Source organism: Alteriqipengyuania triglochinis, from assembly GCF_054655655.1.
The window spans coordinates 622,029-635,347 of sequence record NZ_BAAHNC010000001.1 but is presented as its reverse complement, the minus strand read 5'-3'; the positions used below and the strand labels follow the sequence as shown (position 1 = coordinate 635,347).

13 protein-coding genes and 1 tRNA gene are annotated in these 13,319 nt (G+C 66.1%); 1 reads left to right on the top strand and 13 read right to left on the bottom strand.

All coding sequences use genetic code 11. From position 1 onward, the window contains the following. The first annotated feature begins 10 nt into the window (after window positions 1-10). The gene (locus tag ACYQ0L_RS03195) at window positions 11-2,347 is read left to right on the top strand and encodes an EAL domain-containing protein (RefSeq protein WP_459787474.1); all 2,337 of its coding nucleotides are present in this window, start codon (window positions 11-13) and stop codon (window positions 2,345-2,347) included. 50 nt (window positions 2,348-2,397) lie between these two features. Here the strand turns inward: ACYQ0L_RS03195 and purQ are convergent, their stop codons facing one another. From purQ to ACYQ0L_RS03130, 13 genes are all read right to left on the bottom strand, one after another. After that, a complete protein-coding gene (gene purQ / locus ACYQ0L_RS03190; protein WP_459787473.1) occupies window positions 2,398-3,072 on the bottom strand; it encodes a phosphoribosylformylglycinamidine synthase subunit PurQ in 675 nt (224 codons plus the stop codon). 6 nt (window positions 3,073-3,078) lie between these two features. Next, window positions 3,079-3,324: a phosphoribosylformylglycinamidine synthase subunit PurS gene (purS, locus tag ACYQ0L_RS03185; protein WP_459787472.1), complete on the bottom strand. Its 246-nt coding sequence runs from the start codon at window positions 3,322-3,324 to the stop codon at window positions 3,079-3,081. 71 nt (window positions 3,325-3,395) lie between these two features. Further along, entirely contained in the window at window positions 3,396-6,317 is a 2,922-nt protein-coding gene (locus tag ACYQ0L_RS03180) for a M16 family metallopeptidase (protein WP_459787471.1), read from the bottom strand. 60 nt (window positions 6,318-6,377) lie between these two features. Then, the gene (gene purC / locus ACYQ0L_RS03175) at window positions 6,378-7,178 is read right to left on the bottom strand and encodes a phosphoribosylaminoimidazolesuccinocarboxamide synthase (RefSeq protein WP_459787470.1); all 801 of its coding nucleotides are present in this window, start codon (window positions 7,176-7,178) and stop codon (window positions 6,378-6,380) included. A gap of 114 nt (window positions 7,179-7,292) precedes the next feature. Beyond that, complete coding sequence (locus tag ACYQ0L_RS03170; protein WP_459787469.1) at window positions 7,293-8,603, bottom strand: cation:proton antiporter; 1,311 nt, start codon at window positions 8,601-8,603, stop codon at window positions 7,293-7,295. Window positions 8,604-8,656: 53 nt separating this feature from the next. Continuing rightward, window positions 8,657-8,983, bottom strand: coding sequence for a winged helix-turn-helix domain-containing protein (locus tag ACYQ0L_RS03165; RefSeq protein ID WP_459787468.1), 327 nt, complete (start codon window positions 8,981-8,983; stop codon window positions 8,657-8,659). Beyond that, window positions 8,976-9,617 carry a hypothetical protein gene (locus ACYQ0L_RS03160; RefSeq protein WP_459787467.1) on the bottom strand — a complete coding sequence of 214 codons (642 nt, stop codon included), beginning with the start codon at window positions 9,615-9,617 and terminating at the stop codon, window positions 8,976-8,978. Before ACYQ0L_RS03160 ends, ACYQ0L_RS03165 begins: the two co-directional genes overlap by 8 nt. Next, window positions 9,614-10,048: a DUF2141 domain-containing protein gene (locus ACYQ0L_RS03155; protein WP_459787466.1), complete on the bottom strand. Its 435-nt coding sequence runs from the start codon at window positions 10,046-10,048 to the stop codon at window positions 9,614-9,616. The genes ACYQ0L_RS03160 and ACYQ0L_RS03155 overlap by 4 nt, the downstream gene beginning before the upstream one ends. Window positions 10,049-10,334: 286 nt before the next feature. Next, on the bottom strand, window positions 10,335-10,937 hold the full coding sequence (gene wrbA / locus ACYQ0L_RS03150; protein WP_459787465.1) for an NAD(P)H:quinone oxidoreductase: 603 nt from the start codon (window positions 10,935-10,937) through the stop codon (window positions 10,335-10,337). A 457-nt stretch (window positions 10,938-11,394) separates the two neighbouring features. Further along, window positions 11,395-11,469 (bottom strand) — tRNA-Phe (locus ACYQ0L_RS03145). A 114-nt stretch (window positions 11,470-11,583) separates the two neighbouring features. After that, a complete protein-coding gene (locus ACYQ0L_RS03140; protein WP_459787464.1) occupies window positions 11,584-11,775 on the bottom strand; it encodes a DNA gyrase inhibitor YacG in 192 nt (63 codons plus the stop codon). Beyond that, a complete protein-coding gene (locus ACYQ0L_RS03135) occupies window positions 11,772-12,731 on the bottom strand; it encodes a ribonuclease E/G (RefSeq protein WP_459787463.1) in 960 nt (319 codons plus the stop codon). The genes ACYQ0L_RS03140 and ACYQ0L_RS03135 overlap by 4 nt, the downstream gene beginning before the upstream one ends. Continuing rightward, window positions 12,724-13,311, bottom strand: coding sequence for a Maf family protein (locus tag ACYQ0L_RS03130; protein WP_459787462.1), 588 nt, complete (start codon window positions 13,309-13,311; stop codon window positions 12,724-12,726). Before ACYQ0L_RS03130 ends, ACYQ0L_RS03135 begins: the two co-directional genes overlap by 8 nt. Window positions 13,312-13,319: the final 8 nt, after the last annotated feature.

Here is a 13,319-nt window from a genome sequence, read left to right as displayed (position 1 = left end):
GCCTGCTTCCTTGGAAACTCCCCTCCTGCAGCACCTCCCGCTGCTGGCGGTTTTCGGTGTCGGCGAGGCAGTGAAGGCTGACTGGCAGAGGCTGCGCTATTGCCAGCACATGCATGTCTTGCGGCTGTCACCAATGTTCCTGTTCGGACATCTCGTTGCGGTCGCGGTCGGGGTCTCCGTATTCTGGCATGTCCTGCCGGCGTGGGCGATGTTCCTCTGGCTGCTCTTCATGGCGGTTGTTCCGCTGTGCTATCTCTTCCGCGACAAGAGGCGCCGCGTGAAGGATCGGCCCCGGGTCAGCCCGCGCGAGGCAGCGGTCCATATGGCGGGTGCCGTGATCCTCGGCCTTGGCTGGGCCATGCTGCTGCCGCTGCTGTTCTACACGTCCAGCCTGCAATGGCTGGCCGTGGGCTGGACGCTCGTCACCATCGCTTCGCTTGGCGTCGTTCTCGCCATTGGTGCCGTGCCGATGGCCTCGGCGATCTTCTTCCTCCTGATCGGTGCCTCGGGGGCCATCTGCTGTGTTCTGGCAGGCTATCCTTCGCTGCTCGGCATGGTCGCGCTGCATGTCATGTTCGGACTGGCTGCGACATGGGTCCGGTCCGAGACCTTTCTGCGCCTCTCGATGGCGCAGACCACGATGACCGAGAAGAGCGACACCGTGTCTCTCTTGCTGCGCGAGTTCGAGGAGAACGAGGCGGACTGGCTGTGGCAGATCGACAAGAGCCGCCGGGTCCGCTCCGCCTCGCCCCGCTTCGCCTTTGCGCTGGGCGAGTCCGCCGGTGCGCTGGAAGGGCGGCCCTTCTTCGAACTGATTTCGGGCGAGCATTGGGAAAACGGCCCCTCGACGCAGTCGCTGCGTGAACTTGCCGAGTACATCAAGGCGCAGCAGAGCTTCTCCAACCTGCTGGTGCAGGTCGATGTCGGCGGTGAACCCCGCTGGTGGGAGCTTTCGGGCACCCCGATCATGGGCCACAAGGGCGAATATCTGGGCTACCGCGGAGTGGGATCGGACGTCACCGAGCAACGCAGATCGTCCGAAAAGATCGCCTATCTCGCGCGCTACGATACGCTGACCGGCCTGCCGAACCGGCTGATGCTGCATGAAACGCTGGGCGAGGCAATGGATCATGCACGCCAGCAGCGCCGCCGCTGCGCGTTCATCATGGTCGATCTGGACCGGTTCAAGGCGGTCAATGATTCGCTCGGCCACCAGGTCGGTGACCGGCTGCTGGAACAGGTCTCCAAACGCCTTGGCGAGATCGCGAGTGACAACGAGATCTGCGGGCGTCTGGGCGGTGACGAATTCGGGATCGTCGTGCGCGACGCCGAGGATTTCTGCAAGATCGACGCCATCGCCCGCCGGGTGATCGAGCGGCTTTCGCAACCCTACGAGGTCGACCGGCACACCCTGTTCGTCGGTGCCAGCGCGGGATCGGCGCTCGCTCCGCGCGACGGTAAGGGCGTCGAGGAACTGATGCGCAATGCCGACCTCGCGCTGTACCGCGCGAAGGACGACGGGCGCGGCGTCCATTTCGCCTACGAGCCTTCGCTCCATGCCCATGCGGAAGAACGCCGCCAGCTCGAATTCGCGCTCCGAAAGGCGCTGGAGAAGGACGAGCTGCACCTCAACTTCCAGCCGGTGGTCGACGCGCAGTCGGAAGAGGTGGTCAGCTTCGAGGCGCTGGTGCGCTGGCGAAGCGAGGAGCATGGCCTCGTCAGCCCGAGCAAGTTCATCCCGGTCGCGGAGGAAACGCGCCTGATCCTGCCGATCGGCACGTGGGTGATGAACCAGGCCTGCCGCGAGGCGATGGCCTGGCCCGCGCACGTCAAGATCAACGTCAACGTCTCGCCCGAACAGCTGGTCCAGCCCGAGTTCGTCGATATCGTGGTGTTGGCGCTGTCCACCAGCGGGCTCGACCCGCAGCGGCTCGAGATCGAGGTGACCGAGAGCATCTTCCTCAATGATGCCGAGGTAGCCCGCATCGCGCTGGCCCGGGTCATGGCGCTGGGCTGCAAGGTCGCGCTCGACGATTTCGGGACGGGCTATTCCTCGCTTGGGTACCTGCGCAAGCTGCAATTCTCGACCATCAAGGTCGATCGAAGCTTCGTGCAGGGCGCGGCGCAGGGCAGCAGCGAGAGCCTCGCGATCGTGCGCGCGGTCGTGGCGATGGCCAAGAGCCTCGAGATGCGCACGACCGCCGAAGGCGTGGAAACGGAAGAGGAAGCGGCCTTGGTGCGCAACATGGGCTGCGACCGCATCCAGGGCTTCCACTTCGGTCGCCCGATGAGCAGCGTGGATGCGCGCGCACTGTTCGAGGTCGATTACCGCGAGCTGCGCGCGTAGCGCTGTTCAAGCGCCCTTCCTGCGGGGCGGGATGTCTGCGCTGAAAATCCCTACGCCGCTGCGGCGAGGCTTTCCATCAGCGAGGTGAACAGGCGGCGCCCGTCGGTCCCGCCATGTGCGGCGTCGATTGCACGTTCGGGATGGGGCATCATGCCCAGCACCGTGCCGCGATCGTTGACGATGCCCGCGATGTCGCGGCGCGAGCCGTTTGTCGCCTGGGTGTAGCGGAATACCACCCGGCCTTCGCCTTCCAGCGCGTCCAGCGTCGCCTCGTCGGCAAAGAAATTGCCGTCGTGGTGGGCAACCGGGATGGTGATCTTCTCACCTTCGGAAAATTGGCCGGTGAAGCGCGTGGCGGCGTTTTCCACCTTGAGTACGGCATCGCGGCAGACGAAGCGCTGGTTCGCGTTGCGCATCAGCGCACCGGGCAGCAGCTGGGCCTCGCACAGCACCTGGAAGCCATTGCACACGCCCAGCACCGGCACACCGCGCTCCGCCGCCTTGGCGATCTCGCGCATGATCGGGCTGTTGGCAGCCATCGCGCCCGCGCGCAGATAGTCCCCGTAGGAAAAACCGCCGGGCAGGGCGATGAAATCGAGCCCGTCGGGCAGGGCGGTGTCGCGGTGCCAGACGCGCGCGGGCTCCTTGCCGAAGACCTGCGCGATCGCGACCTGCATGTCGCGATCGCAGTTGGAGCCGGGGAAGGTGACGACAGCAGTGTTCATCGCGGCTTACTCCCCGTGGCCTTGGGCATCCTCGATACGGTAGTTCTCGATCACCATGTTGGTCAGCAACTTCTCGCACATTTCGGCGATCTTTTCGTCGGTGACGTCGTCGGCAAGGTCGAGTTCGATCAGACGTCCGATGCGGACATCCTCGACCCCGGAAAAGCCGAGCCCGTCCAGCGCGTGATGCACCGCGCGCCCTTGCGGGTCGAGCACGCCGGGTTTGAGGGTGACGAATACGCGCTTCTTCATGACATGCTCCTTGGGCCGCGAACCGATGGGTTACCGCGTGCCTTTAGCTGACCGTGCCGCAGGGGCAATGGTCACTGGGCGGTTGTTTCACCGCCCGTCGCGCCTTCGGCCTGCTCTCGCGGGAGAACGGTGAACCCGACGGCCTCGTCCGGGACGAGATATTTCTGGGCGAGCGCCTGCAATTCCTCGCCCGTCATCGCCTCGTAGCGTGCGTGTGCGGTCAGGAAGCGCTCGATATCCTCCGGCTCGCTCTGGGCTTCGCCGACCAGCCCCATCCACCCGTCATTCGACTTGAGGCGGTTGTTGAGCGATTCGAGCACCGGCTGGCGCGCGCGTTGCATCAGATCGTCGGACACCGGGGCGGAGCGCAGCGCGGCGATCACTTCCAGCAGCGCCTCGCGCGCGGGCTCTACCTGGCCCACGTCGACCGACGCGCCGACCGCGAAGGTGCCGTAATCATCCCACACCGAAGACGGCCTCGAATCGACGAAGGACGAATAGGTCTGCCCCAGTTCTTCGCGCAGCTTGTCCGTCAGCATCAGCCGGGTGACGCGTTCGAGCATGGTCAACTGAGAGGTCGTATCCCAGTCCTCGTTATCCGTAGTCGGCCAGACCAGTCGCACGATGGCCTGATCCGGCTCGCCGTCGTGGAACACTTCGTAGGACCGCCGGTCATCGGTGAAGGTGGGGGGGGAGACGTCGTCGTAGTCGCGGAATTCCGCCTCGCGCTCGGGCAGCGCGCCGAAGGTCGCCGCGACCGCGTCGATCGCCTGCTGCTCGTCGAAGTCGCCGACGATGGCGATCTCGATCGCACCATTGGCGAGCCGGTCCGAGATCGTCGCGCGCAGCTGGTCGAAATCGAGCGCGCGATAGGCCTCGACCGGCTGGCGCGTGAAGCGCGGATCGCCATCCGACAAGCGCGCGCCGAGCGCTTCGGCGAGTGCCGAATCGGGCGTGCGGCCCAGCCGGGCGAAGAAATCGTCCAGCCCTGCGCGCCAGGGCCCCAGGCCTTCGGCGCGGTAGCCGGGATCGGTCACCAGCGCTGCCATCAACTGGAGCTGCAGTTCGAGATCGCGCGGCGTGGTGGTCGCCCCCGAATCGAAACTATGCTCGTTCGATCCCAGACCCAGGCCGACGGATCGGCCCGCGAGGATCGACTGCAGTTCGTCGGTGCTGTGCTTGCCGAGGCCGCCCGAGGGCACCAGCCCGGTGAGCGCAACCGCTAGCGGCGCTTCGCGCGAGGCGAGCATGTCGCCACCGTCGATCGACAGGCGCACGCTGACCCGGTCTTCCGAAAGATCGGTCTGCTTCAGATTGAGGCGGACATTATTGGCGAAGCGGATGGTCCGGATGGCCAGATCGTCGTCCGAAACCGTGTCTTCCACGATCGTGCCGGGCTTGCCGAAATCGGTATAGGCGAACTCGGCGGTGGCGGTCGCTTCGGGCGGTTGCAGGTCGCGGGCCAGCGCGCTGGCGGTCGCCGACCTGAGCGCCTGTTCGCCGCCCTCGGGTGCGGACTTGCCGGTAAAGCGGATCAGCGGATCGTCGAAGGTGCGGAACGTCTCGCGCATTTCGGCGAGAACCTTTGCGGGCGTCACCTCGCCAACCGCAGCTTCGAACAGCGCCAGCTCCTCGCGCGGGCTCAGCGGTACTGCGTCGCCGTGCGCGATGGCCAGCGCATCGTTGACGAAGCTTCCGTTGGTGCGGGTTTCCATGTTCGCGGCCTGATTTTCCAGACGGGTGCGCATGTTGGTCACCTGTTCGGCGATCTCGCTCTCGTCGAAGCCGAAGATCAGCGCGCGGCGGAATTCGTCGAGCCCGGTGTCGAGTCCGCGCTGCCATTCGCCGTCCTCGGTCGCGACGCCCAGCGTGATGCTGCGCGCGGCTTCGAGGAAGTCGCTGGCATTGAAGGACACATTGCGGAAGGGCGGATCCTCGACCCGCTGGAGCCGCTGGAGCCGCCGGCTGATCGCCGCGCCGCCGATCCAGCGCAGCAGGCCTTTCACGCGCTCTTGTGCGGTATCGGGGCGATCCACGTAGGGATCGTTCATCACCAGCGTGATGCTTTCGGTCAGCGCGGGGTCGATGTAGATATCGGTTTTGCCCGCGCGCGCCGGATCGACCGGGCCTGCGCCCGGCTGCTCGGGGCTGGGGGCGGCCTGCCAGTCGGCAAAGCGCTCCACGATATTGCGCTCTACCATTTGCGGGTCGAAATCGCCGACCACCACCAGCACGGTGTCGGCAGGCACGTATTCGCGCTCCCAGAAAGCGCGCACATTTTCGGAATCGGCGGCTTCGAGCGTTTCGATCGTGCCGATCGGCATGCGGCGCGACAGGCGCGATTCGGGGAACAGGAATTCGAGCTGGTCGATCGTGTTCTGCAGCGCGTAATTGTTACGCACCCGCCGTTCGGACAGGATCACACCCTTTTCGCGCTGCACCGCCTCTTCGTCGAAAGTCAGCTCGCTCGCGGTCTCGCGCATCAGCATCAGCGCCGTGTCGAGCAGCTCCTCGTCCGCGCGCGGCAGGTCGAGCTTGTATTGCGTGCTTTCGAAACCGGTCGAGGCGTTGGTGTCCGCGCCGAAGGCGAGGCCGAGGCGCTCGAGCAGCTTGACCATCTCGCCCTCGGGCACGTTGGTCGAGCCGTTGAAGGCCATATGCTCCACATAGTGCGCGTAGCCGCGCTCGTCCTCGCGTTCGTCGAGCGATCCTGCGTCGATTAGCATGCGCACCAGCACGGTGCCTTCGGGCCGGTCGTTGGGCCGGATGATGTAGCGCATGCCGTTGTCGAGCATGCCGAAGGTCCACCCGGCCTCGGGCGCGAAATCGCTGTCTTCCAGATCCCATTCGACCGGGTCCCACCCGTCGTCCGCTGGCACGGCGGCATCCTTGGTGGCGGCAGGGCTCTCGGCGGTCTGCTGCGCAAGGGCGGGGAGAGCGCAGCCGAGGAGGAGGGCAGTGCAGGCGAGGCGGGTTTTCGGGAATGAAATCATGGCGCGACCATGCGGGAGCGATATTGCTCGCGCAAGGGCAGCGCCGATTTCTCCTCGAACCTACTTCTTCTTGGGAACGCCGCGCATCCGGCCGCGGTGGGCGGACAGGTCGAACACCTCACCCGGTGCGTTGTCGTCGTTCTGCAGCACGCCGAGCCGCCGTGCGACTTCCTGGTAGGCTTCTTCCTCGCCACCGAGGTCGCGGCGGAAGCGATCCTTGTCGAGCTTTTCGCCCGAGTTCATGTCCCACAACCGGCAGCCGTCGGGGCTGATCTCGTCCGCCAGGATCACGCGCGCATAGTCGCCGTCCCACAGGCGGCCGAATTCCAGCTTGAAATCGACCAGCCGGATGTCGACCGCGGCGAACATGCCGGCGATGAAATCATTGATGCGGATCGCCATGGCCGACATGTCCTGCATCTCTTCCTGGCTGGCCCAGTTGAAGCAGGCGATGTGTTCCTCGGCGACCAGCGGATCGCCCAGCGCATCGTCCTTGTAGTAATACTCGATCAGCGAATGCGGCAGCGGTTCGCCTTCTTCGAGGCCCAGCCGCTTGCACAGCGATCCGGCGGCGACATTGCGCACGACCACTTCCAAGGGGATGATCTCGACCTGGCGGACCAGCTGTTCGCGCATGTTGAGGCGACGGATGAAGTGCGTCGGGATGCCGATATTCGCCAGCCGCGTGAACACATGTTCGCTGATGCGGTTGTTGATCACGCCCTTGCCGTTGATCGTGCCCTTCTTTTCCGCATTGAAGGCGGTCGCGTCGTCCTTGAAATACTGGATCAGCGTGCCCGGCTCGGGACCTTCGTAGAGGATCTTGGCCTTGCCTTCGTAAATCTGGCGACGACGGGACATGGAGCTTACCTGCGCTGTTCAAAAAGGATTGCCCCGGCATCGCGAACGGCACCTGCGCGGCGCCGCCCTGCCGGGGGCGAATTCGGCAGGCCCTACAGCCAAATGCGTGCGTCTTCAATCCGCGCTGGACGGCGTCGCATTTTCCTCCATCGCGGGCGAGTGGCTCGCCCTCAGGCTGTCGATCAGCCTGCCCAGCGTCGCACGCTGCACGAGGACCGAGAACAGCACCGCGGCGAAGGTCGCGGCCAGCAGCAGGTCGCGCGTCTCGCCCGAAGGAAGCGACAGGGCGAGCGCAATCGAGATGCCGCCGCGCAGGCCGCCCCACCACAGCACGCGCCCCGAACCGGGGGTGGAGAGCCGTGCTGCGGGGATCGCCTTGGTGGCCCCACCGACTGCGATCGCCCGCGCCGCGAGCGTGATCGGGATGGCAGCGAGGCCGAAGATCAGTTCGGTCCAACCGGGGATCAGTGCGATCAGCTCCAGCCCGATCAGCAGGAACAGCACGGAATTGAGCAGTTCGTCGACCAGCTCCCAGAATTTGTTGACGTAATCGAGCGTGACGTCGCTCATCGCCAGGTTCGCCCCGTGGTTGCCGATCAGCAGGCCGGCCACCGCCATCGCGAGCGGGCCCGAGATATGCAGCTGCGAACACAGCGCATAGCCGCCCATCACGACCGCCAGCGTGATGAGCACCTCCAGCGTGTATTCGTCCATCGACCGCAGGGCGCGAAAGCCGATCCAGCCGAACACGAAGCCGACCAGCACGCCGCCGCCCGCCTCGAACAGGAAAAGCCGCGCACCTTCGCCGAGGCTGAAATCGGCGCCGGTGACTGCCGCGCCGAGCAGGATGGTGAAGACCACGATGCCCACGCCATCGTTGAACAGGCTCTCGCCCGCGACCGCGCTTTGCAGCGAGAGCGGCACGTCTTCGGTCTTGAGCACGCCGAGGACGGAAACGGGATCGGTGGGGGAGATCAGCGCGCCGAACACGAAATACCAGATCGGTGCGATCTGCACGCCCAGCAGCAGGCCCAGCCCCCACGCCGCGGCGCCCACCAGCGCGGTGGAGATGATGACCCCCACGGTGGAGAGCAGCAGTACGGGCAACCAGTCAGCCTTCAGCCGGTCGAGGTCGACATGCAGTGCGCCCGCGAACAGCAGGAAGCTCAGCATGCCTTCCAGCAGCGTCTCGGTGAAATTCATCTGCTCGAGCAGCTGGGCGACACTGTCGTCGAGCGTGATCCACGGCACTAGCGCATTGGCCGCCATCAGCAGGATCGACGCCAGCGCGCCCATCACGGTCAGCCCGATGACATGCGGCAGGCGGATGAAGTGATGGTTCACGTATCCGAAGATCGCCGCCGCCACCACGAGGATGGCGGCGATGTCGAAGGGTGAAAGCGCGGCTGCGGCGGGTTCGTGCATCCGCACTGCCTACTCGCGCTTGGGGCCAGCGGGAAGGGGAGGCGTTGCGAAGCCTACGCCCCCTCGTCCCCGAACAGCATCGCCTTCATCCGGTCGAGATAGGCGATCCACGCCTCGCGGCCCGCCTCGGTCAGGCAGGCGGTGGTGACGGGCTTCCTGGCCTCGAAGCGCTTTTCAATGCGGACATAGCCCGCATCCTCCAGCTTGCGCAGGTGAACCGACAGGTTGCCGTCGCTCACACCGGTGCGCACGCGCAGCTCGCCGAAGTCGGCGCATTCCGCGCTGGAGAGATAGGCCATCGTGGCCAGCCGGACGCGCCCGTGGATCGTATCGTCGATCGTCCGGTAATCCATTGACGGTTCGGGCGGAGGATCATCCACGACGGGTGTTCTCGCGCCTGATCAGCATGAAGCCGGGGACGACCGAGACGAGCAGCACGCCCGCGGCCATCACCGCGAACTGGGCGGGGATGCCTGCGGTCAGCGCGGTTGCCACCACGAAAGCCATCGAGAGCGCGGCGAAGGGCCTCAATGCGGGGACGCGCCCGGCGGCCGCGCTCGCGGCGAGGGCGGTGGCATAGACGCCGAAGGTCACGGGTGCGATCATGCTCATCAGGTAGAAGGTGATCGTCTCCCCATCGCGTTCCAGCCGCAGATAGGCAAGCGCCAGCGTCGAGACCGAGATGATCCCGAGGAATGCACCGCCCGCCTGCCACACGGCCTGTTCGACCTTGTGGCCGAGCGAGGGCTGCCAATAGGCCTCGCCCGAGCGCCACAGCCTGCTGACCACCATCGCGGGCGCGATCAGGCCGAGCCAGATGACCGGCAAGGCATTGGGCGACCACGCGAGGACGCGCAGCATCACGAGGCCGTGGAGCAGGCTTGCCAGTGCGATCGCTGCGCCGAACAGCACGAGGTGGCGACCGGAGAGGAGGGGGCGGTTGCGCCCCTCCTCCGCCAGTTCGCGCATCATGCGCAGATCGTCCTGCGCGCTTGATGACGGTGCGGCGCTCATTGCCCGTCCGCCGAATAGATCACGGGTTCGGTGACGCTTGCGCTGCCTTCGAGCGTGAAGCTCTGCGCCGCGAAGGTCGGCATGCCCCGCAGGTCGCCCGCGTCGATCATCGCCCAGCCGTCCGCCGGGCCCTGCGGGCCCATGCTGAACGTGCCGTCGCCGTCGATATCGTGCCACACCATCAGCGCGTAGCGGCCGTCGGGCACCTCGGCGAAGGTCACGGTGACCGTGCCGTCCTGCGGATTCTCGACCAGTTCTCCGGCTACGGACTCAGCCTGCATGAACTGCGCCTCGCCCTGCAGGCTGACGTAAAGGTCGCCAGCGTCGGGACGAACATTGGTGAGGGTCACGGTAACCTCGCCCGCCAGCGCGGGGGTGGTGAAAGCAGCCGTGGCGAGCGCGGCTGCGGTGATGATGGACATGCGAATCATGGCAAACTCCTTTTTTCTGATAGCTACTTTAAAACATAAAGTGCTTGTATATGCAAGATTTGCCACGCCGCCTTTCGTTGAGCGCCCCGCCATTCATCGCTGTCCTACCGGCGATGCTGCGCGCTAGACCGGGGCCATGACAAACCGCGCCTACCCCTTCGGGCTGCTCTTGAACGGCAGGGAAGGGGCGGCGCGGTTTTTGGGCTCAGGACACTGTGTCAGGTGTGTCAGGTGTGTCAGGTGTGTCAGGTGTGTCAGGTGTGTGAGGTGTGTCAGGGCAAGGGCGTCAGCCGTGCAGCTTGGCGGCCGTTTCGGCGACGCGCTTGCCGAGATAGCGTGCGCCGTCCAGCTCGACCTTGCTCGGCTGGCGGCTGCCGTCGCCGTCGGCGATCGTGCTTGCGCCGTAGGGCGTGCCACCCTTGACCTCGTCCACCCCGACGAGTCCTTCGTAGCCGTAATCCAGCCCGACCACGGTCATGCCCATGTGAAGCAGGTTGTTGAGGATCGACCACAGCGTGGTTTCCTGCCCGCCGTGCTGGCTGGCGGTGGAGGTGAACGCGGCGCCGACCTTGCCGACCAGCGCGCCCTTCATCCACAGCCCGCCGGTCGTGTCCCAGAAGGCGGCCATCTGGCTGGTCATCCGGCCGTATCGGGTGGGGGAGCCGACTACGATACCATCATACTCGGTCAGCTCGTCCGGCCCGTCGATCTCCTGGTGGCCCGGCATGCCCGTGAAGCCTGCGCTCTCCGCGACCTCCTGGGGGGCGGTTTCGGCCACGTGGCGGATCACCGCTTCGGCACCTGCGTCGCGCACGCCTTGCGCAACGGCTTCCGCCATTGCCGAGGTGTGGCCGTACGAGGAATAGTAAAGGACGAGGATCTTGGTCATGGGCTTCCCTTCTTCGGATTGTCCGGTGTCTGCCCGATCAATGCGCGGGGCGCGCAGGTGTTTCGGGCGCGCTGCATCCCGATTTTCCTACAGATCCGCGATCAGCTATGCCGATGGACGTTCTTTCACAGCGTCAGTCACCATCGCCACCGTCGGCGTTTTCGCCAATGCATGCGGCTCTTTGCGGGGCGCTGCGTCCCATGTGAGCGCTCTCAATCCGGCAAAACGCCGATCTGTCACCCCTGCGAACGAGGTGTCCCGGCAAAGGGCTTAAAATGAGCGATAATTTTCGTCGGCCTATGGGGTGACACGAGGGTGACAGGTGTCACCCTGTCGCTCACCGCGCTCCAAAGGGCTAGCGCGGCAATACCGTGCCCCGGGCCGCGATGCGAAACGCGGATCGACCGCTATCCGCCGGACGGGACTCGGGGCGGTCTCAAAAGCGAAAGGAGGGGCGTGGTGCCCAGGGGCGGAGTCGAACCACCGACACGACGATTTTCAGTCGTCTGCTCTACCACTGAGCTACCCGGGCGTCGCCACGACGGCGGACCTTGCCTTGCGGCGGATGGTCCGGCGAGCGAATGAGTGCGCGCCTATGGCGAAGCTGCGGACGCTTGGCAAGCCCTATCCGTCACCTGTTTTCCACTCAATCCTGTTCGCGGGCGATCTCTTCGGGATCGGCGGGGCGGCCGGGCACGGAATATCCATCGTTGAACCAGCGTGCGAGGTCCTTGTCGCGGCAGCGCGCGGAGCAGAACGGCGCGAATTCGGCGGTTCGCAGGGTCGACCGGCAGATCGGGCAGGGTCGGTTCGGGATGGGGCGTGTGGTCTCGCTCATGACGCGAGAATCTGGGCATGGCCGGCGTGAAGCGCAAGCGCGGGATCGGCCTGTGTCACCACCTCGCGTCCGCTGCGACGCGCCACTTCTGTGAGCCAGCCCGATTCGAGCCGCTCGATCGCCGCCGGGTGCGCGCGCAGCAGCAGGCGCGGCCCTATGCCCTCGGCCTGCTCCCCGCGGCGCAGCAGCATGCGGGCGGCGGCGCCCGCGCGCTGGAAGTGCAGCCGGTGGAGCAAGGACGGGCCTTCGAGCCGCGCGACCAGTTGGACGAAGCCGAAGCCGTTCATGGCCGTGCGTTCGTGCGGCCAGCCGTCCAGCGCTTCGCCGAGCGCTTCGTCGACCGCACGGCGCTGCTCTTTTTCGGACAGGGTGGGAAAATCGATCCCGATCGACCCACCAAGATCGAATCGGCGGATGGTCCGCGCCACGGCGGGCGCTGCGGCGAGGGCGAGGTCGCGCGCGGGCAGATCGCCGTCGATATCGATCAGCGTCATCGCGGGCGTGGGGCTGACGAGGAGCGATCCGCCCGCAAAGGCGACCTCTGCGTCCCACGCATCGGACCAGACCTCGTCCCACAGGCCGGACGGTAGGCTGCGGACGCTCTTGCCATGGGGGATGAAGGACGGGGCGGGGCGATCAGGCTCGTTGTCGTGCAGATAGGTGCCCTGGGCGCGCTTCAGACGGCCTTTCTCGGCTATCGGAGTGCGCGTGATCCTGATCCGGACGTCGCGCCCTTCGCTCGCCTCCTTGGCGAGGCCCGAGACGTTGATCTCCAGCCCCTCGGGCGTCTGCGCCAGGCCGCGCGATGCGCCTTTGGCACGCCGGACGAGCCGGGCGGTGACGTCGCCAGAAATGCTCTCGCCCGGCCAGTGCAGCCGGGCAGCCAGTACGCGCTCATCCTCTACCAGCAGGGCACGGGTCTCGCCGATCCCGTGCTCGACAAGCCAGTCAGCCAAGGGCGATCCCCGCCGATTTCAGCAGCGCGCGCGTTTCGAAGAGAGGGAGGCCGACAACGCCCGAATGGCTGCCGGAGAGAAAGTCGATCAGGCCCGCCGCGCGGCCCTGGATGGCATAGCCGCCTGCCTTGCCGATGCCTTCGCCGCTGGCGGCATAGGCGGCGATCTCCTCTCGGGAGAGGCTTTTGAAGCGAACCTGCGAGGTCACGCAACGTGTCCGCTGCCGAGAGTTCGCATCGATGACCGAGATTGCCGAATGGACGCGGTGGCGCCGTCCCGAAAGCAGGCGGAGGAAGCGGGCCACATCCGCCTCGTCCGTCGCCTGCGGCAGGATTCGGCGGCCGAGCGCGACCGTGGTGTCCCCCGCAAGGATGACCTCGCCTTGCTGCCGCGGAACGGCAAGCGCCTTCTCGCTCGCCATCCGCTCGGCATAGGGGCGGGCGAGTTCACCTTTGCGCGGGGTTTCGTCGATATCGGGCGAGCGGATATCGTCCGGCGTCACGCCGATCTGGGCCAGCAGATCGCGCCGTCGCGGGCTCGAGCTGGCGAGAACGAGGGTAAGGTCGGACCGCGCCGTCATGTCGCGGA